Source organism: Pseudomonas sp. MRSN 12121 (genome assembly GCF_000931465.1).
GTDB lineage: Bacteria > Pseudomonadota > Gammaproteobacteria > Pseudomonadales > Pseudomonadaceae > Aquipseudomonas.
Genome location: NZ_CP010892.1, coordinates 6,280,927 through 6,307,159, shown reverse-complemented (window position 1 = coordinate 6,307,159; position 26,233 = coordinate 6,280,927). Strand labels below are relative to the sequence as shown.

Annotated in this window: 26 protein-coding genes and 1 tRNA gene; 5 read left to right on the top strand and 22 right to left on the bottom strand. The window is 63.1% G+C overall.

Features of this window, described 5'->3' with window-relative positions:
* Positions 1-37: 37 nt before the first annotated feature.
* Positions 38-967, bottom strand: a complete 930-nt coding sequence (locus TO66_RS28810) for a LysR family transcriptional regulator (protein WP_044465433.1) — start codon at positions 965-967, stop codon at positions 38-40.
* A 101-nt stretch (positions 968-1,068) separates the two neighbouring features.
* On the opposite strand from TO66_RS28810, the gene TO66_RS28805 reads away from it, so the two are divergent.
* The 3 genes from TO66_RS28805 (at position 1,069) to TO66_RS33025 (ending at position 3,439) form a co-directional block, all read left to right on the top strand.
* On the top strand, positions 1,069-1,767 hold the full coding sequence (locus TO66_RS28805) for an MOSC domain-containing protein (protein ID WP_044465432.1): 699 nt from the start codon (positions 1,069-1,071) through the stop codon (positions 1,765-1,767).
* Positions 1,764-3,047 carry an aspartate aminotransferase family protein gene (locus tag TO66_RS28800; protein WP_044465431.1) on the top strand — a complete coding sequence of 428 codons (1,284 nt, stop codon included), beginning with the start codon at positions 1,764-1,766 and terminating at the stop codon, positions 3,045-3,047. Before TO66_RS28805 ends, TO66_RS28800 begins: the two co-directional genes overlap by 4 nt.
* A 233-nt stretch (positions 3,048-3,280) precedes the next feature.
* On the top strand, positions 3,281-3,439 hold the full coding sequence (locus TO66_RS33025) for a YqaE/Pmp3 family membrane protein (RefSeq protein ID WP_003228885.1): 159 nt from the start codon (positions 3,281-3,283) through the stop codon (positions 3,437-3,439).
* Between the two features lie 51 nt (positions 3,440-3,490).
* Here the strand turns inward: TO66_RS33025 and TO66_RS28790 are convergent, their stop codons facing one another.
* From TO66_RS28790 to TO66_RS28750, 10 genes are all read right to left on the bottom strand, one after another.
* Positions 3,491-5,329 carry a S9 family peptidase gene (locus TO66_RS28790; protein ID WP_044465430.1) on the bottom strand — a complete coding sequence of 613 codons (1,839 nt, stop codon included), beginning with the start codon at positions 5,327-5,329 and terminating at the stop codon, positions 3,491-3,493.
* Positions 5,295-6,467, bottom strand: a complete 1,173-nt coding sequence (gene pqqE / locus TO66_RS28785; protein ID WP_044465429.1) for a pyrroloquinoline quinone biosynthesis protein PqqE — start codon at positions 6,465-6,467, stop codon at positions 5,295-5,297. Before pqqE ends, TO66_RS28790 begins: the two co-directional genes overlap by 35 nt.
* Entirely contained in the window at positions 6,439-6,714 is a 276-nt protein-coding gene (pqqD, locus tag TO66_RS28780) for a pyrroloquinoline quinone biosynthesis peptide chaperone PqqD (protein WP_044465428.1), read from the bottom strand. The genes pqqE and pqqD overlap by 29 nt, the downstream gene beginning before the upstream one ends.
* Positions 6,711-7,463, bottom strand: a complete 753-nt coding sequence (pqqC, locus tag TO66_RS28775; protein ID WP_044465427.1) for a pyrroloquinoline-quinone synthase PqqC — start codon at positions 7,461-7,463, stop codon at positions 6,711-6,713. The genes pqqD and pqqC overlap by 4 nt, the downstream gene beginning before the upstream one ends.
* A 117-nt stretch (positions 7,464-7,580) precedes the next feature.
* A complete protein-coding gene (gene pqqB / locus TO66_RS28770) occupies positions 7,581-8,492 on the bottom strand; it encodes a pyrroloquinoline quinone biosynthesis protein PqqB (protein WP_044465426.1) in 912 nt (303 codons plus the stop codon).
* 70 nt (positions 8,493-8,562) lie between these two features.
* Positions 8,563-8,637, bottom strand: a complete 75-nt coding sequence (gene pqqA, locus TO66_RS33020; protein WP_003194766.1) for a pyrroloquinoline quinone precursor peptide PqqA — start codon at positions 8,635-8,637, stop codon at positions 8,563-8,565.
* A gap of 156 nt (positions 8,638-8,793) precedes the next feature.
* Positions 8,794-11,256 (bottom strand): pyrroloquinoline quinone biosynthesis protein PqqF, encoded by a 2,463-nt coding sequence (pqqF, locus tag TO66_RS28765; RefSeq protein WP_044465425.1) that lies wholly within the window; start codon positions 11,254-11,256, stop codon positions 8,794-8,796.
* A 48-nt stretch (positions 11,257-11,304) separates the two neighbouring features.
* On the bottom strand, positions 11,305-12,099 hold the full coding sequence (locus TO66_RS28760; protein ID WP_044465424.1) for a carbon-nitrogen hydrolase family protein: 795 nt from the start codon (positions 12,097-12,099) through the stop codon (positions 11,305-11,307).
* A gap of 90 nt (positions 12,100-12,189) precedes the next feature.
* On the bottom strand, positions 12,190-13,872 hold the full coding sequence (locus TO66_RS28755; RefSeq protein WP_044465423.1) for an NAD(P)/FAD-dependent oxidoreductase: 1,683 nt from the start codon (positions 13,870-13,872) through the stop codon (positions 12,190-12,192).
* Positions 13,873-14,107: 235 nt separating this feature from the next.
* Positions 14,108-14,569 (bottom strand): Lrp/AsnC family transcriptional regulator, encoded by a 462-nt coding sequence (locus TO66_RS28750; protein WP_044465422.1) that lies wholly within the window; start codon positions 14,567-14,569, stop codon positions 14,108-14,110.
* A gap of 205 nt (positions 14,570-14,774) precedes the next feature.
* Between TO66_RS28750 and TO66_RS28745 the strand changes: the two genes are divergently transcribed.
* Positions 14,775-17,129: a glucose/quinate/shikimate family membrane-bound PQQ-dependent dehydrogenase gene (locus TO66_RS28745; RefSeq protein WP_044465421.1), complete on the top strand. Its 2,355-nt coding sequence runs from the start codon at positions 14,775-14,777 to the stop codon at positions 17,127-17,129.
* Positions 17,130-17,200: 71 nt separating this feature from the next.
* Here the strand turns inward: TO66_RS28745 and TO66_RS28740 are convergent, their stop codons facing one another.
* The 5 genes from TO66_RS28740 to TO66_RS28725 form a co-directional block, all read right to left on the bottom strand.
* Positions 17,201-18,001, bottom strand: a complete 801-nt coding sequence (locus TO66_RS28740) for a lipopolysaccharide biosynthesis protein (protein WP_310732170.1) — start codon at positions 17,999-18,001, stop codon at positions 17,201-17,203.
* Between the two features lie 255 nt (positions 18,002-18,256).
* Positions 18,257-18,346 (bottom strand) — tRNA-Met (locus TO66_RS33535).
* Positions 18,347-18,431: 85 nt separating this feature from the next.
* Positions 18,432-18,680, bottom strand: coding sequence for a hypothetical protein (locus TO66_RS28735; RefSeq protein WP_044465419.1), 249 nt, complete (start codon positions 18,678-18,680; stop codon positions 18,432-18,434).
* A 545-nt stretch (positions 18,681-19,225) separates the two neighbouring features.
* The gene (locus TO66_RS28730; RefSeq protein ID WP_044465418.1) at positions 19,226-19,660 is read right to left on the bottom strand and encodes a type II toxin-antitoxin system HicB family antitoxin; all 435 of its coding nucleotides are present in this window, start codon (positions 19,658-19,660) and stop codon (positions 19,226-19,228) included.
* Positions 19,661-19,731: 71 nt separating this feature from the next.
* Entirely contained in the window at positions 19,732-19,914 is a 183-nt protein-coding gene (locus TO66_RS28725; protein ID WP_044465417.1) for a type II toxin-antitoxin system HicA family toxin, read from the bottom strand.
* Positions 19,915-20,137: 223 nt separating this feature from the next.
* On the opposite strand from TO66_RS28725, the gene TO66_RS28720 reads away from it, so the two are divergent.
* Positions 20,138-20,779: a hypothetical protein gene (locus TO66_RS28720; RefSeq protein WP_044465416.1), complete on the top strand. Its 642-nt coding sequence runs from the start codon at positions 20,138-20,140 to the stop codon at positions 20,777-20,779.
* On the opposite strand, the gene TO66_RS28715 is transcribed toward TO66_RS28720, so the two are convergent.
* The 6 genes from TO66_RS28715 to TO66_RS28690 are packed head-to-tail and all read right to left on the bottom strand — an operon-like array spanning position 20,776 to position 26,225.
* Positions 20,776-21,720 carry a hypothetical protein gene (locus TO66_RS28715; RefSeq protein WP_044465415.1) on the bottom strand — a complete coding sequence of 315 codons (945 nt, stop codon included), beginning with the start codon at positions 21,718-21,720 and terminating at the stop codon, positions 20,776-20,778. The two genes, TO66_RS28720 and TO66_RS28715, sit on opposite strands and share 4 nt — an antisense overlap.
* Positions 21,693-22,397: a hypothetical protein gene (locus tag TO66_RS28710; protein ID WP_044465414.1), complete on the bottom strand. Its 705-nt coding sequence runs from the start codon at positions 22,395-22,397 to the stop codon at positions 21,693-21,695. Before TO66_RS28710 ends, TO66_RS28715 begins: the two co-directional genes overlap by 28 nt.
* A gap of 6 nt (positions 22,398-22,403) precedes the next feature.
* A complete protein-coding gene (locus TO66_RS28705; protein ID WP_044465413.1) occupies positions 22,404-22,931 on the bottom strand; it encodes a hypothetical protein in 528 nt (175 codons plus the stop codon).
* Positions 22,928-23,842, bottom strand: a complete 915-nt coding sequence (locus TO66_RS28700; protein WP_044465412.1) for a hypothetical protein — start codon at positions 23,840-23,842, stop codon at positions 22,928-22,930. Before TO66_RS28700 ends, TO66_RS28705 begins: the two co-directional genes overlap by 4 nt.
* Positions 23,839-24,546: a hypothetical protein gene (locus TO66_RS28695; protein ID WP_044465411.1), complete on the bottom strand. Its 708-nt coding sequence runs from the start codon at positions 24,544-24,546 to the stop codon at positions 23,839-23,841. The genes TO66_RS28700 and TO66_RS28695 overlap by 4 nt, the downstream gene beginning before the upstream one ends.
* Before the next feature lie 8 nt (positions 24,547-24,554).
* A complete protein-coding gene (locus tag TO66_RS28690; RefSeq protein ID WP_044465410.1) occupies positions 24,555-26,225 on the bottom strand; it encodes a phage tail protein in 1,671 nt (556 codons plus the stop codon).
* Between the last annotated feature and the right edge of the window lie 8 nt (positions 26,226-26,233).

The window sequence follows — 26,233 nt, the reverse complement described above, 5'->3', positions numbered from 1 at the left end:
GGGTTTTCTTTTGCCCGCGTTTTTTCTCCGGGCTGCTTCAGCCGAGCCCTTCCAGCGTCATCGCGCCTGGCATCCGTCCGTCCGGGCCGCTCATTTCTTCTTCGAGCAAGGTCCGCAGCAGCTCCAGAGTCGCCTGCTGACGCTGCACATCTCGACACACCAACCCCACCTTCAATGGCACCCGCGGTTCGCTCAGGGGTTTCCATAACAGCTCCGGATGGCTGTGGGTCTGGCGCGAATGCCCCGGCAATACCGTTGCCAGGCGCGTATTGGGCAGGCTGTCGAGAATCCCCGCCATATTGTTCAGCTCCGCCTGCACTTGCGGCCGGCGTCCGAGATTGGCCAGTTGCGCCTGCCAGATCTGGCGTATCTGGAATTCTTCGCCCAGCAACAGCATGGGCAGTTCCGCCGCCTGGCTCATGGAGACCTTCTTGAATTCGCGCAGGGGATGCTCGGCGGGGATCACCAGGGTCAACTCGTCTTCGTAGAGCTGCACGCCATGCAGCCCCGGCTGGCGTGGGGGCAGGTAGCTGATGCCGATATCCAGCGAGCCGTTGAGCAGCCGCCGCTCGACTTCCAGGCCGGTCAATTCATAGATCTGCACCACCAGATGCGGCTGGGCCTTGCGCACCCGTTCGAGCATCTGCGGCACCAGGCTGCTGTGTACGGTTTGCAACACACCGATCGCCAGGGTGCGCAGCGCCTGGCCCTTGAAGTTGCCCAGGGCCTCGCGAGCCCGTTGCATACCGTCGAGCAGAGGCAGGGCGTGGTTGTACAGGGTATGCGCCGCCAGGGTTGGCAGCAGGCGCTTGCTGCTGCGCTCGAACAGGCTGACATCGAGGTTCTGTTCCAGCTGACGGATCTGTTGCGAGAGCGCCGGTTGAGAGATCGACAGGCGCTCGGCGGCACGGCCCACGTGGCCTTCTTCATACACCGCGACGAAATAACGCAGTTGTTTAAAATCCATAAGTTCTGCTTATTGAAAAAGCTGGAAAATCGAAATGGCCCGATATGCCGCAGAAGCCTAGTCTACCGCTATTCACAAGGCTTACAGGGCCAGAAGGCGCGATGAATACCGTTTACGTGGATGGTGTTTACATAGGCAAGGCAAAAAACCTCGGACAGGGGTTGATCAGCGATACGGACAAACGCCCGGTTGCCAACCGGCTCTGGTTATGGCCACAGGGTCTGGGCAGCGACGAACAGGGCGATCCGCGTTTTCACACCGGCCCGGAGCGGGCGCTGCATCATTACCCCGCCGAGCATTACCGCTATTGGCGCAAGCGTTATCCACAGATCGACTGGTGCGCCCCGGCCTTTGGCGAAAACCTCTCTACCCGCGAACTGACCGAAGAGCAGGTGTGCCTGGGCGACATGTTCCGCTGGGGCGGCGCGTTGCTGCAGGTCAGCCAGCCGCGTTCGCCCTGTTATCGCCTGAGCCACCGCTGGGGCATTCCCGATCTGCCGCAACAGGCGCAGCACAATGGTCGTTGCGGCTGGTTCTACCGGGTGCTCAAGCCCGGCTTTGTCAGCGCCGACCAGCCCTTCGAACTGATCCAGCGCAGCTACCCGGGGCTGACCGTGGCCTGGGCCTTGCGCTGCTTTTATCGAGAACCTTTGGAGCACGCCGGCTTGAAGAAACTGGTGGACTGCCCGGCATTGTCCTCGCGCTGGCGCGATATCGCGATCAAACGCATGCGCACCGGGCTGATCGAGGACTGGTCCTCACGCCTGCTGGGCCTGCCGCTGGAGGGGTTGAGCGCATGAACCTGTTCAGCCTGCGCCGTTCCCAGCCGAGCCTCGATGACCTGGTCTCCGAGCCCTGCCTGTCGCCGAGGGACGACACTCCTTCCAGTGAGTGCCTGATGCCCAGCGTCCAGCGACCCCATCCGGTATTCGTGCGTGGCCAGGGTTCATGGCTGTGGGACAGCGATGACCGGGCCTACCTCGACTTCGTCCAGGGCAACGCCGCCAACAGCCTCGGGCATAGCCCCTCGGCGCTGGTCAAGGCCCTGGCCGCCCAGGCCCAGTCGCTGATCAACCCCGGCTCGGGATTCTACAACCGCGGCATGCTCAACCTCAGCGAGCGGCTGTGCCGCAGCACCGGCAGCGACCAGGCGTATCTGCTGGGCAGCGGCAGCGAGGCCTGTGAGGCGGCGATCAAGCTGGCCCGCAAGTGGGGCCAGCTGCATCGCGGTGGCGCCGCGAAGATCATCACCGCCAGTGGCAGCTGTCACGGTCGCAGCTTCGCGGCCATGTCGGCCTCGGCGAGCCCGAGCATCGGCAACCGCTTCGAGCCGCAACTGGCGGGCTTCAGCCATGTGCCGTTCAACGATTTGCCGGCATTGCACGCGGCGGTGGATGCACAGACCGTGGCGATCATGCTCGAACCGATCCAGGGCGAGGCCGGGGTGATTCCGGCGACCGGGCATTACCTCAAGGGCGTCGAGCGCCTGTGTCGCGAGCTGGGCATTCTGTTGATCCTGGACGAGGTACAGACCGGCATCGGCCGCTGCGGTACGTTGCTGGCCGAGCAGGCCTACGGCGTACGTGCCGATATCGTCGCGCTGGGCAAGGGCCTCGGCGGTGGCGTGCCCCTGGCGGCCTTGCTGGCGCGTGGCGGCGCTTGCTGCTTCGAGGTGGGCGAACTGGACGGCACCCATCATGGCAATGCCCTGATGACCGCGGCCGGCCTGGCGGTACTGGACAACGTCCTGGACAGCGCCTTTCTCGAGCAGGTGCGGGAGACCGGGCAGTACCTGCGCGAAGGGCTGGCCCGCCTGGCCCATCGTTACGCCTTGGGGGAACTGCGCGGGCAGGGCCTGTTCTGGGGCTTGAGCCTGGGGGACAACTGCGCGGAGGCGGTGGTCAGCGCCGCCCGCTATGAGGGCTTGCTGTTGCTCGCGACGCAAGCGGATTGCCTGCGCTTCACGCCGGCGCTGACGGTGAGCAAGGCGAACATCGACGAAATGCTGTTGCGCCTGGCGCGAGCCTTTTCACGCGTGCGCACCGCGCAGTTGCAATGCCGCAAAGGGCTGGTGGTGTGAAACCGCCGCCACGCCCGCTAACGCACTGACAGAATTCCTGAACCGTCTCGCGGTATAACGCATCGCCCCGTGTCTGATTTTTCGCACGGGGCGTTTTTTTGTCTCGGCTTTTTCGCGGCGACAGGCCAGGCGTGAAAAACTGGCCCTTGGCCAGAATAGACTGAACCCTGCCGAGCGCCGCAGGTCGATTGGCTGTGAGGCTCATACGAGTCGATTGCTATCAGGAGCTGCCCATGGACTTTATCCGCATCATCATCGCCATTCTGTTGCCACCCCTGGGAGTGTTCCTGCAAGTGGGGTTCGGCGGTGCGTTCTGGCTGAATATTCTGCTGACCCTGTGCGGCTACATCCCGGGTATCGTGCATGCGGTGTATATCATCGCCAAGCGCTGAGTCCTGGCGCCCGCTCCGGCCAGGAGCGGGCGCGTTTCTTCCGGGCGCCGGCTAGTGCGGTGTGCCCGCCTGTTCCATCACCTGTCGATAGAACCGCCATTCCTGCTCCAGGGCGTGGGCCTGATTGGCCGCCTTGCGAAAGCCGTGGCGTTCGTCCGGGTAGTAGTGCGCCTGGGCGGCAATCCCCTTGTCCTGTAGCGCCTCGAGCATGTCTCGGGTCTGCTGGGGCACCACCACGGCATCGAGTTCACCCTGGAAGAAAATCACCGGCACGCGGATATTGCCGGCATGCAGCAACGGCGTGCGGGCCCTGTAGCGTGCGGCCTCCTGCTCGGGGTCGCCGATCAGCCAGTCCAGGTAATCCCCTTCGAACTTGTGGGTGGCCCGGCCCAGCGCCAGCGGGTCGCTGACGCCATACAGGCTGGCACCGGCGCGGAACACATCGGCGAAGGCCAGCGCGCAGAGCGTGGTATAGCCGCCGGCGCTACCGCCGCGAATGAACGCTCGCTCGCCATCGACCAGGCCCTGCCCGGCCAGGTGGGCGACCACCGCGCAGGCATCCTCCACATCCACCTCGCCCCAGCGCAGATGCAGGGCCTGCCGGTACTCGCGGCCATAACCGCTGCTGCCGCGGTAGTTCAGGTCGGCCACGGCGAAGCCCCGTTGCGCCCAATACTGGATGCGCGGGTCGAGGATCGGGTAACAGGCCGAGGTTGGCCCGCCATGGATGAACACCACCAGCGGCGGCCGCTCGGCGTCGCCCATGGCCGGGTAAAAAAAGCCGTGGGCTTCGCCCTGGCCGCTGGGGTAGCGCAAGGTGCGCGGGCGGCTGATCTGTTCCGGCGGCAGGGGGGCCACGCCGCCGGCCAGGAGTGTGACCTGCTGCGACTGCCGGTCGATGGCGAGCACCGCGGACGGGCTCACAGGCGATGCCGCAATGCAGTAGATAAACCGCTCGTCCAGCGCCAGGTTGCGGAAGCGGCTGTAGCTGCCGCTGAAGTCTTGTTGCGTTCCATCGACACGCAATCCCAGGTGGCCGAAGCCCGCTTCGGTCCAGGTGCCGAACCAGTTGTCGCCCCCCAGCGGCAGCCAGGTACAGGCGCCCAACTGCCAGGGCGCCGGGGCGTGATCGGCGGCGGCACAGGGCAAGGCTTGCAGGCCGTTCCGGGTTTCGCCCCAGGGTTGCCAGAACCCGGCGCGGTCGGTCAGGCAATACAGGCGGCCGGTTGCATCGAAGCGCGGTTGTTGCAACGACTCTTGCGCGTCATCGCCGGCGAGGCAGCGCGGGTCGTCCCAGCGGCCGTTGGCCAGGCGGTCGGCGACCATCAGGCGGGTCGCCGTCCAGGGTTGGTGCGGTCGGTCCCATTCGATCCACGCCAGGCGCTGGCCGTCCGGGCTCAGGGTCGGAGCGGCGTAGAAATCCGCTCCCTCGGCCAGCAGCTGGCGCTTGCCGTTATCCGTGTCGATGCTCACCAGGCGATGCTGGTCGTGCTGTTCTTCCACCGCCAGCACCTGGCCGGCGGCGAACTGCACGTCGCCATAACGGCATTCGCCAGCGGTCAGGGCGACGGGCGCTTCGCCTTGCAGCGATTGCCGGTAGAGCTGCTGGTCTGCCTCGTTGACGAACAGCAGCCCGTCGTCGCTCAGGCAAAAGGCACCGCCACCGTATTCGTAGACCCGGCTGCGCACGCTGAAGCCGGGCGGCGTCAGGCAGTGGGCCTGGCCGTCGCGCCAGTGCCAGATCCGGCAGGCGCCGTCTTCGGGGCGGTATTCGTTCCAGAACAGGCCATGGGCGCCGAGCCGCAGCTCGGCGAAGTCGATGCCGGCGGCCACGGCCCGGGCGGCGCTGAAGGCTTCAGCCTTTGGCGATGAGGCGTGAGTTTCGTTCATTGCGAAAGGCCAGTTGCTCGATGGTCTGGGTAGCGTGCTCGGCTTCTTCGCGGGCCTGGAGGATCACGCCGTGATGGGACGACTTGCTGCACACCGGATCGGCATTGCTGGCATCGCCGGTGAGCATGAAGGCCTGGCAGCGGCAGCCACCGAAGTCCTTTTCCTTTTCGTCGCAGGAGCGGCACGGCTCGGGCATCCAGTCGTAGCCGCGGAAGCGGTTGAAGCCGAAGGAGTCGTACCAGATGTGCTGCATGCTGTGGTCGCGCACATTGGGGAACTGCACGGGCATCTGCCGGGCACCGTGGCAGGGCAGGGCGGTGCCGTCCGGCGTGACCGTGAGGAAAATGCTGCCCCAGCCGTTCATGCAGGCCTTCGGGCGTTCTTCGTAGTAGTCCGGGGTGACGAAAATCAGTTTGCACGGATGCCCTTCGGCTTCCAGGCGGGCACGGTACTCGTTGGTGATGCGTTCGGCGCGCACCAGTTGCTCCCGGGTCGGCAACAGGCCGACGCGGTTGAGCTGGGCCCAGCCGTAGAACTGGCAGGTGGCGAGCTCGACGAAGTCGGCCTCCAGGGCGATGCACAGCTCGATGATGCGGTCGATCCGGTCGATGTTGTGCCGGTGGGTGACGAAGTTCAGCACCATCGGGTAGCCGTGGGCTTTCACCGCCCGGGCCATTTCCAGCTTCTGGGCGAAGGCCTTCTTCGAGCCGGCCAGCAGGTTGTTCACCTGCTCGTCGCTGGCCTGGAAGCTGATCTGGATGTGGTCGAGCCCGGCCTTCTTGAAGTCGCCGATCTTCTGCTCGGTCAGGCCGATGCCGGAAGTGATCAGGTTGGTGTAGAACCCCAGCTTGCGCGCCTCGCCGATCAGCTCGGCGAGGTCCTGGCGCACCAGCGGCTCGCCCCCGGAAAACCCCAGCTGCGCGGCGCCCATCTCGCGGGCCTCGCGAAACACCTTGAGCCACTGCTCGGTGCTCAGCTCCTCGCCCTGCTTGGCGAAGTCCAGCGGGTTGGAGCAGTACGGGCATTGCAGTGGGCAGCGGTAGGTCAGTTCCGCCAGCAGCCACAGCGGCAGGCCGACTTCCGGCTTGGGCGCAATCGCCACTGGCGAATCAGCCAAGTTCGATCCAGTGCTGTGCACGGGCGACCTCCATGAATTGCTCGATGTCGTCACCGAGCTCGGGCACGCCGGGGAACTGGATCTGCAGCGCGGCGATGATCGCCGCGACATCCCGTTCGCCGTCGATCAGCCCGCCGATCAGCGCGGCGCTTTCGTTGAGCTTGATCATGCCTTCAGGGTAGAGCAGGACATGGCCCTTCTGCGCCGGTTCGTACTGGAAGCGGTAGCCGGGACGCCAGGTCGGGGTCTTGCTGCGATCGAAGCTCATAGGGTGATTCCTTTATGCCAGACCCGTTGCGCGGTGACGCTGTGATACGGCGGGCGATTGAGTTCATAGGCCATGCTCATGGCGTCGAGCATGCTCCAGAGGATGTCCAGTTTGAACTGGAGAATCTCCAGCATGCGTTCCTGTCCGGCACGGGTGGTGTAGTGCTGCAGGGTGATTGCCAGGCCGTGTTCGACATCGCGCCGCGCCTGGCCCAGGCGGGTGCGGAAATACTCGTAGCCGGCCGGGTCGATCCACGGATAGTGCTGCGGCCAGCTGTCGAGGCGCGACTGATGGATCTGCGGCGCGAACAGTTCGGTCAGCGAGCTGCTGGCGGCTTCCTGCCAGCTGGCGCGGCGGGCGAAGTTGACGTAGGCGTCCACGGCGAAACGCACCCCCGGCAGCACCAGCTCTTGCGAGCGCAGTTGCTCCGGGTCCAGGCCGACCGCTTGCCCCAGGCGCAGCCAGGCCTCGATACCGCCGTCCTCGCCGGGTGCGCCATCGTGGTCGAGCAGGCGCTGGATCCACTCGCGGCGGATTTCCCGATCCGGGCAGTTGGCGAGAATCGCCGCGTCCTTGAGCGGAATGTTCACCTGGTAGTAGAAGCGGTTGGCGACCCAGCCCTGGATCTGTTCGCGGGTCGCCCGGCCTTCGTACATCGCCACATGGTACGGGTGGTGGATGTGGTAGTAGGCGCCCTTGGCCCGCAGGGCCTGCTCGAACTCGGCGGGGGACATTGCTGTGTCGGTCATTGCGGTTCTCCGGGGAACAACCTTGGATAATATTGCCTGATCGGGCTTTATCGCGGGCAGCGCTATCTGTAGGAGCGAGCGGGCGGCGATCCGACTTGCCCGCGATAGCTCCTGTGGCTACAGCTCGATACTCATGCCGTCGTAAGCCACTTCAACCTTGCGCCGCACCAGCTCGGCGCGCTCGGCGGAGTCCTCGTCGAGGATCGGGTTGGTGTTGTTGATGTGGATAAGCACCTTGCGCTGCTCCGGCAACTGCTCCAGCACTTCCAGCATGCCGCCGGGGCCGTTCTGCGCCAGGTGGCCCATCTCCCGTCCGGTGCGGGTCCCGACACCGCGGCGCTGCATCTCGTCGTCGTCCCACAGGGTGCCGTCCACCAACAGGCAATCGCTGCCGCGCATGATGTCCAGCAGCGCGGCATCGACCTTGCCCAGGCCCGGGGCGTAGAACAGCTTGCCGCCGGTACGCAGGTCTTCGACGATCAGGCCGATGTTATCGCCGGGGTGCGGGTCGAAGCGATGGGGCGAATAGGGCGGCGCGGCGCTGCGCAGCGGCAACGGGCTGAAACGCAGGTTCGGGCAGGCCGGGATAGTGAAGCTCTGCTCGAGCTCGATGCGGTTCCAGTTCAACCCGCCGTTCCAGTGGGTGAGCATGGTGAACAGCGGGAAGCCGCTGCTGAGGTCTTCGTGGACCATGTCGGTGCACCAGACCTGGTGCGGGCAGCCTTCGCGCAGGCTGAGCAGGCCGGTGGTGTGGTCGATCTGGCTGTCCATCAGGATGATCGCGCTGATCCCGGTGTCGCGCAGGGCCCGGCCCGGTTGCAGGGGGGCAAAGCTCTGGAGTTGGGCGCGGATGTCCGGCGAGGCGTTGCACAGGACCCAGTTCACGCCATCGTCGGAAATGGCGATGGAGGACTGGGTGCGCGCGCTGGCCCGCAGGCTGCCATCGCGAAACCCTGCGCAGTTCGCGCAGTTGCAGTTCCACTGCGGAAAACCACCGCCAGCGGCGGAACCTAGAATCTGGACAAACATGGCCGCTCCATCAGGTCGGGCTGAAAATGAAAACGCCCCGGCGAGCCGAGGCGTTGCACTGCATGACCAATCAACGGCTGGCGAAGTACATGGTGACTTCAAAGCCGATGCGCAGGTCGGTGTAAGCGGGTTTGGACCAGGTCATAAAGATACTCCTTCAGGTGGATGGGACAGTTGAGATCTATACATATAGTCCACCTCCAACCGGAGATGTTCAGATGCTTAGGGGGCTATCTTACTAAATTCCCTCTGGGGAATGACCGCAATTGTCGAAGAAAGCTCGTTGCAGCCCGGGTAATGATCAATCGCCCGCTTGCCAGGGCGCGCCCGGGCAGGGACCGTTGGCCAGGCAGCGCCAGCCGCCCCGGGCCTTTTGCAATTGGTCGGCGGCGAGCAACAGCCGTTGCCGGGTGGTTGCCATCACTTCCTGTTGCAATTGCTCCAGGTAATCCGACGGGTGACCGGCCAGCCGGCCTTGCCAGAGCAGTTCGGCCAGCTGCGGCAGAGGCAGCGCCCGGGCATCGAACTGGGCGGCCAGTTGCGTTTTCAGGCAGTCCAGGGCGGCGCTGTCCAGCGCCTCGATCAGTTCGGGCAAACACGCCAGGAAAGCCTCGATGTGCCCGAGGATTTCGTTCGATGAAGCGCTGGGCGATTGCACGCCGAACAGCAGCGCGGTCTGGCCATCGATTTGCCGCACTCCACTGAACACCGCGTAACCCAGTTGCAATTCGACCCGCAGGCGCTGATAGAACGGCGTCTGGATCAGTTGCCCGAGCAAGCGCCAGGCCGCCTCTTGCGCCAGCGTGGTGTCGGGAGCCGGGCAACACAGCAGCAGCGCCTGTTCGCCGGGGGCTGTCGCGATCTGGTGCCAATGCCGTTGCGCGGCGATCGAGGGCGGGGCCGAAGGCTGGTTATCGGCGGTGCCCGGGGCCTTGCCCAAGGCGGCGCCGATGGCACCCTGGGCCTGGCCCAGGCCGATGGCCAGGCCATCCCAGCGGGCCTCCTGCCACAAGGCCTGCCAACCCTGCTCGTCCAACGATTCCCGGACTATGGGCAAGCCAAGGCTGAATTCGGGCAACGCCTGGAGCAGGCGCCGGATCGGCAGCAGCGGGGCAGGAGCGACAGGCTCGGGCATGTGCCAGAAGCGCGCGCCAGGTTGTCCCAGCGCCAGCAGCGCCTGCTGGAGCATGGCCGGTATGGGTTCGGGATGGCCCTTGAGCGTCAACAGGCACTGGTTGCCCGAAATACCCAAAGCCAGTTCGACGCCGGCTTGCCGGCCGTCCTCCCGCAGCTCGCGCAGATGGCCTTGCAGGCGATCGCGCAGCGTGTGCGGCAAGCCTTCCGGCAGGCGCCAGCGCAGGTACAGGGCAGCTTCGCCGGCGTCGTCGGCGAGCGCGGGGCTGAAACTCATGCCCGACGACTCGCGGCGCTGGCGCAGGCGATCCTGGGCAAAGGTCCTCAGGCCGCGGTGAGCGCTGGTTTGCCCGCGAATCAGGCCCGCCCGGGGCGGCGGTGCGGAACTGCACAGCAACGGATTGGCCGCGGGCAGTTGCCAAGCGATACCGCTGTTTCCGGCTGACGCGGGCTGGAGCTGCGCCAGCAGGGCCTTGAGGGCCGTGACACCCTGCGCGGACAGCTGTGGCTCCAACTGCTCGTTGTTCAGCCGGGCCAGCTCCAGTGCGCCGGCGACCTGGCGTTGGCGCTGGCGCAACAAGGCGTATTCCTCGCGCAGCGCGGACCAGTCCTGCTGGCTGCTGAAAAAGGCCAGCCAGTCGAAGAGCAGCTCGCTCACCTGCCGGGTCTGGGTTGCGCCCTGCTCGGTCAAGGTGAACTGGATATGCAGCAGCGCTTGGCCGGCGAACTGATACAGCGGCGCGGCGTGCAAGCCTTCGACCAGGCCGCGCTCCTCCAGTGTGGCGAGCAGCCCGCCGGCTTTTCCGGAGCCCAGCCAGGTGCAGAGAAAATCCAGCGCTTCGCGGGCGGCCATGGGCAGCTGTTCGCAGGCGAACAGCAGGTTCAGGTGGCGCCCGTCGAGCTGTCGATAATGCTGCTGCGCCGATACCAACAGGGGCGGAGGCGCATCCTGGGGACGCGGTTCACCAACGGCCAGGACAGCGGCGAAGCCTTGGGCCAAGACCCTGAGTTCATCCAGCGGCTGCGGACCGGTCAGGCTCAGGGTCATCTGCCCGCTGTGGTAGTGAGTTTGGTAGAAGCCCTGCAATGCCTGCTGGAATGCCGGGCGCGGCACGCTCAGGCTGTAGCGGTTCCCTGCGTGGAATGCCCGCAGTGGATGCGCCGCAGACAGCCCGTCGAGCAGGGCGAGTTGCCGTTGCGCCGCGGCGTCCCGCGACCAGGCGATGAACTCCGCGTGCAGCACTTCCCGCTCACGCAACTGGTCTTCCTGGCTCAGGCGCGGGTGGGCCAGCATGTCGGCCAGGCGCTCCAGCCCGGCGGGAAAGTCCGCAGCGGGCAGTTCGAAGAAAAAGTCGGTATGGCGCTCGCCGGTACTGGCGTTCACCTGGCCGCCGTGGCGTTGCACATAGGCCATCAGCCCCTGTTCCGCGGGAAAGCGTGCGGTGCCGAGAAACAGCAGGTGTTCGAGAAAGTGCGCCAGCCCGGGCCAGGCGCGCGGTACGTCGTGACTGCCGGCCGCGACCCGCAGGGCTGCCGCGCAACGCTTCAATCGGGGGGGGTGCTGCAAGGAAATCCGCAGGCCGTTGGCCAGGGTTTCCCGATGGGGGTGAGGGTGGTTCAGCGCGGGCATGAGCACTTCCAGAACAGTGAAGCGCTCATGCTAGCGGATAACCCCGGATCAACGCTTGTTCAGGTCGTCGTAAAGCTCCGGGCGACGGTCGTGGAAATAGCGGTTGGCGGCGCGGGAATCGAGCATCAACCGGCGGTCCAGGGTGCCGGCGATCAGGGCTTCGTCCAGGCCGGCCAGGGCAATTCGCTGGCCATCGGGGGCGGCGATGCTGCTCTGGCCGCAGTAGTGGATGTCGTCTTCGTGGCCGCAGTAATTGGCGTAGGCCACATAGCACTGGTTTTCGAAGGCGCGCGAACGCACGGTGACATCGGCGATGAAATCGTAGGGAACCATGTTGGCGGTAGGCACCAGGATCAGCTCGGCACCGGCCAGCGCCAGGCGCCGGGCGTTCTCCGGGAATTCGATGTCGTAGCAGATCAGGAAACCGAGCTTCCAGCCATTGAGCTCCACCAGTGGGAAGTCGCCCGCCCCGGCGCTGAACATCGAGCGATCGAGATCGCCGAACAGGTGGGTCTTGCGATAGTTGCACAGGCGCTGGCCGCGGCTGTCGATCAGTTGCACGGCGTTGTAGATCTGGCCGTCGTCGGCGCGCTCCGGGTAGCCGTACAGGATCGCGATACCCGCCGACTGCGCGACGTTGGCGATGTACTGCGCCGAGGGCCCGTCCTGGGCTTCGGCGAGGGCGCCGACGGCCTCCACGCCAATGTTGTAGCCGCTGAGGAACATTTCCGGCAGCACCAGCAAATCGGCGCCGCAGGCTTCCACGGCGACTTTCTGCAGGCGTTGCAGGTTGCCGGCGACATCCAGGGGTTGTGGGGCACATTGATAAAGCGCGACACGCATGAAGAGGCTCCTCTGTGCTCTGGGCTGTCACTGTAGCCGTTGCCGCGGGCGGCCCGAAAGCCCGGTCGCCCGCGATGATGGCTGGGCGGCTCAGTCGGCCAGGGCGATGGGGCCGATCTCGTGGAACACGTCGCCCGGTCCCGGGTTCTCGGCGTGGGTCTGCCCGCCGAAGTGCCGCATGATGCCCCAGACCGCGTTGAGCGAAGTCTGTACCGCGCCTTCCACCCAGGCCGGCGTCCAGGACACATCGTCGCCGGCGATGAAAATGCCGCGCTGTTCGGCCGGCAGGTCGTCCTGCATGAAGTGCGCGTACATGCGCTGGTTGTAGCGGTAATGGCCGGGCAGCGCGCCCTTGAAGGCGCCGAGGAAGTGCGGGTCGGCTTCCCAGGAGACGGTGATCGGATCGCCGATGATGCGCCCGGCGATATCGACTTTCGGGTAGATCTTCTTCAGGGCGTCGAGGGCCAGCTTGACCCGTTTTTCCACCGGGTGCGGCAGCATCTTCAGGGCGTCGCTCATCCAGGAATAGGACAGGCAGATGACGCCCGGCTTGTCGTCGCCGTTGTCGAATAGATAGGTGCCGCGGGTCAGGCGGTCGGTGAGGGTCATGCTCATCAGGTCGCGGCCGGTTTCCGGGTCCTTGTCCTTCCAGAACGGCCGGTCGACCATCACGAAGGTCTTCGACGACTGCATGTAGCGGGTACGGTCCAGGGCCATCCACATCTTCTGCGAGAACAGCGACTCCTCGCATTCGATCTGGGTGGTCAGCAGCCAGCTCTGGCAGGTGGTCAGCACCGCTGCGTATTCGCGGGTATCGCCCCAGTTGTCGGTGACACTGAAACGGCCGTCGGCGGCCCGGGCGATGCGTTTCACCCCGGGACGCGGCGCGCCGTGGTGCAGCGAGCTGAGGCTGGTGCCTTGCGGCCAGTGGGCGCAGCGCTCCGGCACATGGCGCCAGATGCCCAGCGGCACCTGCTCCACGCCGCCGACCACCAGGTGCTGGTGATCGTCGCAGTTGGTCATCACCACGCGGAAGATTTCCAGCATCGAGTTGGGGAAGTCCGAGTCCCAGCCGCCGGTGCCGAAACCGACCTGGCCGAACACCTCGCGGTGATGGAACGACAGCTTGGCGAAGGCTTTCGAGGTGGCGACGAAGTCATAGAAGGTGCGGTCGTCCCACAGCGGCACCAGAGTGTTCCACAGTTCCTTGAGGCGTGGCACGTCGCGGTCGCGAATCGCCTGCTGGATTTCGCTGAAGCGCGAGCCGTCTTCCAGGGCGTCGGCCCAGGCATCGGCCACTTCCTGGAACAGCGCCGGCAGGTCGGCGAGTTTCTGCGCGTAGTGCGTCTGGCCTTCGAGGTCGATCACGGTGCTGCCGGACGCCGGGGTCAGCGGGTTGGGAAACGGCTTGGTCTGCAGGCCCAGCTTGTCGACGTAGTGGTAGAACGCCGTGGAGGACACCGGAAAGCGCATGCCGCCCAGCTCGGCGATGATTCCCTCGGCGCCTTCGAAGGCCTGGGAACGCAGGCGGCCACCCATTTTCGAGGCTTCGTACACCACCGGCTTGAGGCCCAGTTTCATCAGTTCGTAGGCCGCCACCAGCCCGGCGATACCAGCGCCGACGATCGCCACTTCGGCGCCATGGTTGGCTTCGGGAATGCTGCCCAGGCCCGCCGGGTGCTCGATCCAGTCGTCGAAGGCGAAGGGAAAGTCGGGGCCGAAAATGGTGATGGGTTTCTTACCGTCTGCAGGATGACGATTGTTCTTGTTCATGGCTGACCTTGCTGGCGACTCGAGCAGAGCGCTGAGTATAGGAAAAGATGGCAGCCATTCTAGGGAGCGTTGCGCACGTTAATAAGACGCAAAGTGTCGTCGTTCTGAATTGTTTTAATTCAATATGACGAATGTTTTTTACTAACTGACGAAGGTTTCACGAAGCTCCCTGTTGCAAGCGGCCATTGAGTGCCAAGCGCTTGCAAAACAACGCTTTACCACGCGGGGGAAGGCTTCAGACCGGATGCCCGCGGTCGATCTTGCTGCTGAGGATGATCGAGGTGGTGGTCTTGTCCACACCGTCGACGCTGCCGATCTGGTCGAGCAGCTGGTCCAGTTGTTCCGGCGAGTCGGTACGCAGCCAGGCCACATAATCGAATTCGCCACTCACCGCGCAGAGCTGCTGGACCTGGGCCATGGCGCCGAGGCGACGCAGCACCTCCTTGCCGGAGCGTGGCTGGACCTTGATCCCGACATAGGCCTGCAAGCCGCCATCGATGACCCGCTGGCCCAGGCGCACGCCATAACCGGTAATCACCCGGGCCTTTTCCAGGCGGGCCAGGCGCGAGGTCACGGTGGTGCGGGCGATGCCCAGTTGCCGGGCGAGCATGGCCACGCTTTCACGGGCATTGATCTGCAGGGCTGCGATCAACTGGCGGTCGATTTCATCGAGGACGGGGGGGCGGTTATCAGACAAGGCGAACTCCAGCGCGGGCGACGGTGGGCAGCATGTTACAGCCTCGCCCCCGGAGATGCTTATGGCGTGGCGTCGGCAGCGTGAATCCTGGCCGTGCAGGGCAGCGCAGAGGGTTTTTTCGCTACGAATTGCCTGCGACAAGTTGTCATAAGTAACCAGTTAGTACATTCTCTCGGCCACGCAAGGAATGGGAGAGACTTCCGATATGAAAAACTCTGGAACTACCACTGGCGGCAAATGGCTGCTGGCGACGCTGGGTACGTTGATTGCCCTGATGGGGGTGGGGCTAGCAGGCGGGGGCGGATACCTCGTCAGCCTGGGCGGGAGCTGGTTCTTCCTGCTGATGGGCCTGGCGATGATCGTTTCCGGCCTGCTGATCGCCCGGCGCAACCCGCGCGGCGCCTGGCTGTATGCCGTGGCGCTGGTGCTTACGGCGATCTGGGCGGTGTGGGATGCCGGGCTGGAATACTGGCCGCTGGTATCACGGGTACTGACCTTTGCCGTGATCGGCCTGGTGGTGGCATTGATCTACCCCGCGCTGGCTCGGGCCTCGGGCGTGAACGCCGGCCGTGGCGCCCATGGCCTGGCGGGCGTGCTGGGCGTCGGGATCGTGGCTACCCTGGCCTACATGTTCGTACCGACCCATGTGGTCAAGGCCGGTAGCGAGCCGGCGATCCAGCCCGTGGTGCCGGGCACCGAACAGAAGGACTGGGCCCACTGGGGCAATACCACCGCCGGTAATCGTTTTGCGGCGCTGGACCAGATCAACAAGCACAACGTCGACCGGTTGCAGGTGGCCTGGACCTTCCGCACCGGCGATATTCCGCAAAGCACCGGCGCCGGTGCCGAAGACCAGAACACCCCGTTGCAGATCGGCGACACGGTCTACACCTGCACCGCCTACGGCAAGGTGTTCGCCCTGGATGCCGACACCGGCGCCGAGCGCTGGAAGTTCGACCCGCAAGGTTCGGCGCCTAACTGGCAGCGTTGCCGGGGCCTGGGCTACTTCGACGCCAGCGCCGAACCCTCGACGGCGCCCGCTGCCTGCGCCAAGCGCCTGTTCCTGCCGACCGGCGATGCGCGGTTGATTGCGATCAATGCCGATACCGGCAAGCCGTGCGAAGACTTCGGTGACAAAGGCACGGTCGACCTGAAAACCGACATGGGCGAAGTGAAGCCTGGTTACTACCAGCAAACCTCGACCCCGCTGGTGGCGGGCAACGTGGTCATCGTTGGCGGCCGTGTGGCGGACAACTATTCCATTGGCGAGCCGCCGGGCGTGGTGCGAGCTTTCGACGTGCGCAGTGGCGAACTGGTCTGGGCCTGGGATCCGGGCAACCCGAACACCACCAAGCGTCCGCCGGCGGGCGAGACCTATACCCGCGGTACGCCGAACGTCTGGTCGGCCATGTCCTATGACGCCAAGCTCGGCCTGGTCTACCTGCCGACCGGCAACGCCACGCCCGACTTCTTCGCTGGCCAGCGCACGGAACTGGATGACAAGTGGAGTTCGTCCATCGTCGCCCTGGACGTAAAGACCGGTCAGGTGCGCTGGCACTTCCAGACCACCCACCACGACCTGTGGGACTTCGACCTGCCGGCGCAGCCGTTGCTCTATGACGTGCCCGACGACAAGGGCGGGGTGCAGCCGGCGCTGGCGCAGGTCACCAAGCAGGGTGAAATCTTCCTGCTCAACCGTGAAACCGGCGTGCCTATCGCCCGGGTGGAAGAGCGGCAGGTGCCCCAGGGCAACATGCCGGGGGAACGCTACTCGCCTACCCAGCCGTTCTCGGTGGAGATGCCGTCGATCGGCAACCAGACCCTCACCGAGTCGGACATGTGGGGTGCCACGCCGTTCGATCAGCTGATGTGCCGCATCCAGTTCAAGGGCATGCGCCATGAAGGCGTCTACACCCCGCCGGGCCTGGATCATGCCTTGCAGTTCCCGGGCTCCCTGGGCGGCATGAACTGGGGCAGCGTGTCGGTGGATCCCAATACCCACTACATGTTCGTCAACGACATGCGCCTGGGCCTGGCCAACTACATGATCCCGCGCGACAAGATCGCTGCCGGGGCCAGCGGTATCGAAATGGGCGTAGTGCCTCAGGACGGCACGCCGTTCGGCGCGATGCGCCAGCGTTTCCTCTCGCCTGCCGGTATTCCATGCCAGAAGCCGCCATTCGGCACCATGTCGGCCATCGACCTGAAGACCAGGAAGCTGGTGTGGCAAGTACCGGTCGGCACCGTGCAAGACACCGGACCCCTGGGCATTCGCATGCATCTGCCGATCCCGATCGGCATGCCGACCCTCGGTGCTTCGCTGGCCACCCAATCTGGTCTGCTGTTCTTCGCCGGCACCCAGGATTTCTATCTGCGTGCGTTCGATACCGGGAACGGCAATGAAATCTGGAAGGCTCGCTTGCCGGTAGGCAGCCAGTCGGGGCCGATGACCTACGTTTCGCCCAAGACCGGCCGGCAGTACATCCTGTTGACCGCTGGTGGCGCGCGTCAGTCGCCGGACCGTGGGGACTATGTGATTGCCTATGCATTGCCCGAGTGACGGCTGAGCCCAGCCTTACGGAAAAACCGCGCCTGGCGCGGTTTTTTGTGGCTGCCACTGGCAGGAAAACCTCAATGCCGTAGCAGTGGCCCGAGTTCGTCGAGGCTGATAGTGGGAATGATCGAATCAGGAATAAGCGATGTCGGGGACAGGTTGTAGACCGAAAAGTCTTCGCCCATGACTTTGTCCGACATCAGTTGCAGGGAAGGCAGGATCCGCGATTGCAAATGCTCGTCCAGGCCACAGGGCGAGCGGGAACTGTCGGCCGTTTCGTAAAAACGGCCCATGCTGGCGCTCAAGTCGACGCCCACCAGGATCGCGGTACTGAAGCCGGCGTGGTAGGCCAGTTGCAGCGCCAGATAGGCCACCGTGCGGGCGTCGAAAAAGCCCTGTTCGAGATTCTTGCTGAAACCGATGGTGCGGCTTCTGTGCCCGGCGGTGAGCGGCGGCCTAACCAGGTCGTCGCTTCTGAACCACCACTCCTTCAAGCTCTGGCGCGGAGCTTTTTTCAACAGGAACAACTCGCCGCGCGGCTGGACCGGAATCACGCGGGCATGTTCTTCCCAGAGCGCTACCCGTCGGCTGAGGGCCATGGCCTGGGCGAAGAGCTCGGGTTGCTGGAGGGAGAAACTGGTGTCGGAGCAGGCATAGAAGAAGGGCTTTATACCGGTCCCGAGGAACATCGAGATCGCTCCGTTCATGGTGATCATCGGGATGTCCGAAAAGTCCTCGATGGGGAAGTCCTTTGCCGAATGGCCGGAGGCGACGATAAACACAGGGCCTTGCCGGATATTCCGGCATTGGGCGAAGCCCGTTACCTGTCCGGGCAAGGACGCCGTAGATGCTACTTCCATAAGCGAAATCCAAATCATCAGGCCACTCTGATTATTTTTCTGGTGGCTCGGTTTTAATGCTTAACGTGATGGAAATGGCAGGCTTTCCACCGTCGATGGCTATGCAATCCGGGGTCAAACGAGGGCCGCGCGCGATCCTCGCGAAATTATGACCCTCGCGAATTCGAATAGTTGTGCGCCAAGACTGAATGCTGGGGGAGGGGCGGTTTGAGGCAGGCCCGGGAAACACTGTTCCCGGAAGCACGAAAGCCGCGCATTGCGCGGCTTTCAAGATGGTGGGCCCACACGGACTCGAACCGTGGACCAAAGGATTATGAGCCCATAAAAAGCCCCTGAATCTATTGGGTTTGTTCCTGTAGGCCCCATTTCTAAGGGGTTTTAGTCCCATATATCCCATGGGGTGCCAAACTGATTGGACACTTTTTGGACACTTTTGAAGGGGCGATGGTCAGTCTTCCATCCAGAATTGCTCGTCCGTCCCGTTGTCTCGCGCCTGCTGATTACGCCATGCAGCGTAGTGCCTGGCGCTGCTCTCATGCACGAATGTTGCCTCACAGTGGGTGCTGATCGCACTTTCGCCTTGGTGCGATGCAACGTCGCGATAGACCCTGTATCCGCCTGCCTCGTTTGAATACTGCGCGACCTTGAACAGCCCGCCCAGGTCAGCTTTGCTCTGCGCGCTCTTTGGTGTGCCCATGCGTAGCCCTCACTCTATTTTCAACAGAATAATGGATCGGCGGCCCGGTGACGCGCTGTGCAATCCTCGCCGGCTCAATGATTGGGCTACAGGCCATAGCCCGTCTGGCTTTCGGCCCCTCGTCGGGCGCTGGCCGGATCCGACCAGGTCAATAACTTTCGGAGCCGTTCCGATTTTGAAAACTGCGGTCTTCCGCGGTTTTTCAGCTTTTCGCACAGGCGGGCCGGCGCCTCCAGAACTGCCACCTGGCCCAGGGCGTCACAGCACGCTGTGCAAGCTCATAACATTTCTCTGCAAAACCTTGCACACCGTGCAAGTGCCGAACGCCCCATAGACCCCGTAGCGGGCCTGGGCGGGGGCATTGTTTGCACCACCAGTCGGCTTTGCACAAAAAAGGGACGCAAAGCCCGCCGGCGGGAGGGGGATAAGTGATTTCTCAGCAGATTTTTTCTTCATGTCAGGAATTTTGCAGGGCTGATGCGACCGAAAAAAAGCCCCCACCAGCCAGGGCTGTGGGGGCTGTTTCCAGCGGTTTGTCGCTGGGTTTAGGCCGCTTCCATCTTTTCCACTGAAAGCGAGATACGGCGCCCGAGTTGCTGCAGTGCGCGCTCAACGTTTTCGATTTTGGAGTGATGAAGAAAGTCGACCAGGCGATCAACCTGGGGCCTATTAACATCCAAGCGACGGGCCAACTCGGCTTTACTCACTCCCGACTCCAGGAGCGTATTCCACAATGCGATTTTCGCCGCAGTGAGAGCTGGCAGACGCAACACGGCGTGGCCCGCTGCTCTCTTCCCTCCACCAGTTGGAATAGCCCGACGATCATCGACATAAATAGACAAAGCTGTCTCGATTGAATCCAGTGCGCTGTCCAACGCTTCGTCCAGAGTTTCACCGGCGGCGTGCATCTCTGGAATTTCTGCACACGACAGCCAAAAGCTGCCCGGCTCTTTGTGAATCTCTAACGCATACTCAAACATAACGTGACTCCTCTACCTCGACTACCGGGACTCCGTAACGACTCACTTGCTGACGAGAGGTACAACTGGCCTCAGTCCTTGAGGCCCAGCTGTTTGATTATCGACTTTCTCAACCCTTCGCCCATTTCCTTGGCTCCGTGGTCTGGAAATACGGTTGATTTGCCATTCAGTGAAACCTTGAAGTGGCTACCCTTACCGGCCTGAAACTGAACGCCTTGGGCCTTCAACCATCGCCGAAACTCGCTGTACTTCATCTGTATCCCTCGCCGTTTCGGTGAAGCTATTGTGCATCATTTATGATGCATGTGCAACATTTATGATGCGGATTTTCGGACTTAACTCGAAGTAGGTTCAGAAAAATCCCTGCCATCGTTTTGACACAATCGCCGCAATAGGCGCGGCTCAACCCCGCGCCTCCATCGTTTTTGTGGGAGTAGGTTGGTGTCAGAAAGGATTGAGGGCTTGGATGGAAAAATCATGTTCGACGTAGATGCTGTCTACTGCATTTCGTTGAAAGAGCGATCAGACCGGCGAGAACTGTTCCGGGACTCGGTACAAAGCCTGATCCGAAACCTAGTGGTGTTTCATGTTGTGGAGCGGCACGCTGACCCTGTGCGTGGCTGCTATGAGTCGCACCAGGACCTGGCACGCATTGCGCTCGAGCGCGGGCTTGACCGGGTGTTGATCTTTGAAGACGACGTTGCACCGTATGAGCTGAAAGCAACCCCCATCCGCTGGATCAATAAATTCATCCGTACTCGGCAATTTGAAGCGCTGCACCTGGGGTACTGCATGGGCAGGACCTGGCTAACCTGGTTCCCCTTTATTGCCCGGGGCCGCGTCGTTGCGCTGCACGCCTATATCCTGTCTCGTGAGGGGTGTCAGATCCTGGCGAACACCCCGTACAACGGCACGCCTGTTGACGTGATTTTCAAGAAGCACATAAAGCAGCACTGCGCCTTCCCGATGCTGTTCCGCCAGCAGCCGGCAACCCTGGCCGGTAGCGACATCGAGGCCGAAGTGAAAAACGAGGATGAATGGTGGCAGCGCAATTGGGACAAGCACCGTACCTCGCCGATTAAAAACTTCTGGCGGACGGTGCTCAGGCTCAACTTTTAAAGGGTGATTGGCTTGAGCTTGGCCGCGAGCCCTGCAGCTTTTGTGGCATCAGCAGTAAACGCCGCGGCGTTGCCTGGAGGCGGTGTTGGTCCATGGGTATGGCCAGCCAGTTGGTTGTTCATTTCCTGGACCAAGCCGATCAGGTCGCCCAGGATCTGCAGGACGTTGACTGTCTCCGAGCCCAACCAGGTCTTGATCGCTACGCTCTTGCGATTGCCCAGGACGCGCTCCTGCAGCTCGCCGAGGGTCGCGCTGAGCTTCTGAGCCACCACCAGATTCATGTCCCGGGCTGTCGCCACGTTCATATCGCCGACCGACGCCGCATTGAGGCCGCCACCGGACATAACCCGAACAGCCCCAACCGCTGCAATGGTCTTCACGCCGCCGATCGTCTCGCTGGAGTGGTCCGCGACCGTCTGCGAATGGCTGCCGAACCGCTCGCTGTTCTCCAGTGAACTGACTTCACGGTCCATTGAGTTGTCAGTGATTTTCGAGTGCGTCAGGCGCGACCAGCTGCCATCGACGCCAACGCGTTGCTGGCTTGTCGCGCTGTGCTGCCAGATCGAATCGCCCTTGGGCACGTTCGGCAGGCTCAGGCCGTGGGGCAGAATTGCGTAGATAAACGGCTTGTTCGGCAGGCCATAGCCGAAACCTACGACCACCTTTGTTCCTTCACCAGGGAACGCATAAAAGCCCATCTCATCGCCACCCGTGGGCAGGGGAAGCGGCACGCTGTACAGCGTGGGGATATCCAGGTCCGGCTCGTCATCCGGGCCCAGGACTTCAATGTCAGCGGCGAAGCGTGGCCGGAAGTCGTCGCACATGCCGGCACTGGCCGGAGCGTCGGAAATAGCCAGGATGCGAGCGAAGCGCGGAATGTGATATCCCCCGGCGATTTCCGGGAACTCGCGCTCTACGCCGCGGCGGATTGCCTTGTCCATTTGATCCCCATTTTTTCGTCAGAAAGGGCCACGCTGGTGATGCGCTCGCCGTTGTTGAATGTTGCACCTGGTCGAATGCCAGGCAGTGCCGCGATCATTGCGCTCTGGTTGCCCTGGTAGCCATCGAACAGCTCGACCGGCAGTTGTAGCGGCGGCCGCTGGCCGAAGAAGCTATCGCTCCAACTGCCCACAAACACTTCGCCATTGCCCTGTTGGTGCCAGATGTAATCCGGGATATTGAATACCCGGCTGATGCTGTCCAGGGCAAGGTAGCCGGTGGACAGGTTGTAGAAGTACGGCACCTTCACCCGTGCATAGGGCTTATCCGGAACACGAAAGCCCAGCCCCGTTTTGTCGCTGATTTCGCTCAGCACGGCGCGCAAGTCAACGTGTCGTAAATTCATCGGCAGCCGCTGGGCAAGGACCGCGCTCAACTCCCGGCAGTACAGCACCTGCAGGACGCCGTTTGATGCTGTGCAGCGTTCGACGTAGCCGAGGAAGTGCCGCTGCAGGGTGCCTTCGTTGTAACCGATATCGAGCGTTACCAGGCCTTTCAGCGGGGCCTCGGACTGGACGGAAAACGTCGCTCGCCCAGGGCTTTTAAGATCCAGTCGAACGTCGTCGGTAACCAGGGCAACCCGGGCGCCGCCGACGGTCAGAACTTTGTGCAGTTTCATACCGGCTTACTCCAGCCATGTGTCTACTTTTTTCAGCACCTTTTCAAACCCCGTAAGGCCCGGTGCATCGGTTGTTGAGTCGGGGCCTTCCCCGATAGATTGCCCAGGGCCACCCTGAGCCTTGACGCGGCTCCCAGGGCGCCTGCCCTCGACTTTCTCGGGGTTCGACTGCCGTTCGCTCAGCGTGAACTGGACTTGCCACTGGCAGAGGGTGTCGTCTTCCCGAGCGCTCACGCCGTCGCTGAATTCGACCTGGCGCACGCCGAACGCTTCGGCGGTGTCGTTGACCACGCGATAAAGACGCAGCTGGCCGCCGCCTGCGGTGGCCTCGGCCAGGCGCATCAGGTCGCGAAGTTGCCCCGCGGCCTTGAATGGAATGGTCAGCGTCACTGCCAGCGTCTTGGGCTTGAACCCTTTGTGGGCCTTCTCCGTGTTGCTTGTCTGCCCTGACAAGTCTCCGCTCTCAATACGCAGGTTGGCCGTAACCTTGAGATTCTTCCCCTGAACCTTTTGCCCGTCGAGTAACAGCGTCATAGGCCTACAAGCTCCTGTACGAAACTGAGCCCTTCCTTGGTGCCCACCAGTAGCAATCCCGCGCACAGAACCCACTCATGGCCCGGTTGCTCGCCAGCGAGCAGTTCGCGGCGTAGGTCGTTACCGGGCCCGATCAGTCGGGCGCGCATGTTCAAGTCTGGGGTGTTGGTCGCCAACATTGCTTTCAAGTTGGCCAGCTCCTGGTCGCGCTCCAGCTGCTGCGCGGCCTTCTGCTCCGACAGCTTTGCCAGCTCATCGAGGGGCGAGCTATCGGCGTAGCTTTCGAGCATGGCCAGCTGTCCTGACATGGACTGCTTCGCGGCTTTCAGCAGCGTGCAGCTCTCCAGGGGCAGGGGCTGCCAGCGTGGTGTTGCGTTGCCGATCGGCATTTCGGTCTTTTCGGTTTCGAGCTTGTACAGGTAGCGGGCGCGGCGCTCGGCGCGTTCCAGCTCCTGCATCGGCAGCAGCGCGTTGAACCTGGCCAGGGCGCTGGCGAACTGATCGAGGCGCGTAGACAGAAACAGTATCGACAGCGCGTACTGTTCGCCGGCCGGCCGGCCTGAGTCGGTCAGGTCGTCCAGTTTCAACGCCATTTTCTCAAGGAGGTTCGGCGCAGATAGAAACCGTTGGTATCCGGTGCCCTGACCGACGCCGCTCTGGAATGGCGTCAGGACAACGCAGCTTGGCGCTTCCCCGAGCTGGCGCGTCATCGCCTCGCGGCCTGCAGTAACCGCGGCCTTTGCCGCTTCGCCCACGGGCCCCGGGTTTGTTTTCACCAGACCATCAAGGCTTTTCAGGCGCTCGGCCGAGCTGGCCATTTCGCCGTTCGCCAGCAACTTGGCGTCGTCCAGGTCGGCGATCCACGCGGTAGCCTGCTCGGGCCAGCGCATCGTTACCGGCGCCCAGGTCATACCGATGGCGCCCAGGTGATGGCCTGCATGGCCCTGAGGTCTTTTTTCTGCAGAGCCGTGGCCAACACCTGCTTGAGCGCTTCGGCATGCTGCAGGGCAGTCTGGCGGAACCTGGCCAGGTCCTGGCCAACCTCCTGCAGCTGTGCGGCGGTGTGCGGGCGAAAGGCTTTCACCTGGTGCTCGTCGTAGCACGGATATTCCGTATCGATCTGCGCCAGGATCAGCCCCGTCAGGTTCAATTGGTCCTCCAGCTCGCTGGCATAGCGGAACGACCAACCAAGCGCATCGGAGGAAAACCCGCCCTGAATGTAGCTGCTGCAGTCGGCGCCGATCGCCGCCAGCTTCTCCTGGTACAACGCCGAGAGAATGGCCGCTTCGTCATCCACCCACTTTCCGCCCTTCCAGATTTGGTTTGGTCCTGGTTGTTTCAGGGTGTAGCCGCTTGGAATCGGTCGCATGCCGTCCAGAATCAGGGGCTCGCCGGTAGTGATGCTGTAGATGGTCACGTTCTCGAAGTAATCGAGCAGCTGCCATTTTTGACCCGTCCAGTGCGCCACCTTGTGTTCGGGGGCTTGCGGCGGAACGACGGTTACACAACCGCCTGGAATGAGGAATTCCCCTGGCTCAAGCGGATTCGGATCGGCTTCAACGGGGCCGACATAGAGGCCGCGAGGGTCAGTTTGATAGACAGTTTTCGTCAACATGGCAGGCCTCAATATTTGATGCAGCAAAGAAGGGAGATGTTTTTGGGGCGTGTTTCGGCTCCACCTGCGGCAGCCACAGTGATGGCGTGAGTGTGGTTACCGGCCCAACCGACACCCACGTTATGGCCGTGGGCCCCAGCAGTGCTCATGCCGATGTTGTGGGCGTGGGCTCCCGCCCAATCTGTCGGGGCGGTGGTGCCGTTCTGGTAGTTTGCTGTAGTGAAGTTGGGGCCGCCTCCACCCACGTCATTGTTTTGGGCTCGCGGGGCGGTGTGTTGGTGGGAGCCCTGCATATCGGTCCAGGCCGAGTGCTGGTGGGCGCCTTGCATGTCAGTCCATGCTCCGTGTACGTGGTCGCCGACGGCTGTTGCCGATGCGCCGTGGGTATGGGATTGGATCAGCATGTCCTGGAACGTGCCCAGCTCTCTGCCCGGGTCAATCCCCCGGCCGTCGTCCCAGAATCGAGGGGTCAGACCCCGGGCGTCGGGCACGTTGAAGGTGGTTACGCCGTCACCAGAGCCATAGCGGGTCCCGATCGTGGCGAATAACCGGGCATACGTGACCCGGGACAACGCTGCAAAGTTACATTTGATCCAGCCAGGCGGCGGGGTGTGCATCAGGAACATCCCGATCATCCCGGTCATCGAATCGCCGACCTGCTGCTGTACTTTGTTCAGGGCGGCGGTGGTGGCCAGGATCTCGCTGCTGTTTGTCGCAGGATCATCGCTCTTGGCGTTCGGCAAGTTGCCCAGGTCCACGTCTTCTTTCGTCGTCGCCCGGGCCCGCAAGCCTTGGTAATCGCCATCGCGGGCCGCAAAATACTGGACCATCGGTTTCAGAATGTTTTCGACCGTGCGGCGGTCGATGATGGTGTTGGCGTTCGGCAGATCTGCAAGGGGGATGCAGTAGTGCTTTATGCCGGTGCTGTCGGTGTAGTCCGCCCGATCGGCGCCGAACACCACTTGCCAGTTGGCCACCACGTCGTTCAATTTCCGCTGTAGTGCCACGTCTAGCCAGACAGTTGTCGGTAGCGCCGGCGGGCTGATCGGCAACATCGTAGGCCGGCCTATGCGGATGCCTTGAACGTAGGCGTGTCCAAGTTTGAGACGGTACAGACCATCGACCTTTTCCACCTGTAGCGAACCACCGAAGAAGCAAGCGCGCCCGAACATATCGTAATTGCTCAACCGCTCGCGCTCATCTATGCCGGCCAGGCGCACAGTAAAGTCATGCTGCCAAGTTGCGGCGTCGATAGTGACGCCTGTCAGTTCCTGGGCGCCGTCAAAGGCCACCAGAAAGTTGCGGGTCACGTTGTTGCCGATCTGCAGCGGAGGGATGTTCTTGCGCTTCTGCTGCAGCGGCACGGAGGAAACCGCGAACAGTACGCCGTCCTCGTCCTCAAGACCGACCCAGTTGAAATCCCAATCACCGATATCCGACCCCAGCTGTGCGCTGTACACCACCTGGTTGGGGTTCACGTAGCCGGCGTTTTTCGCGGGAATGCTGTAGATGTGGACGATCTGTTCCGCCGGCGGCTTGCCTGCAGCGCGATCGATCGGCGCGACAGGATCCAGCTCGGGCACGTTGGCGAAAATGAACGTGCTGATAATCAGCGGCTTTTTCTGGCTTTGTTTCAGGGCGATTTGGCTTTCGCCGGCGATGGTAATGCTTGCGCTCACAGTGCGCT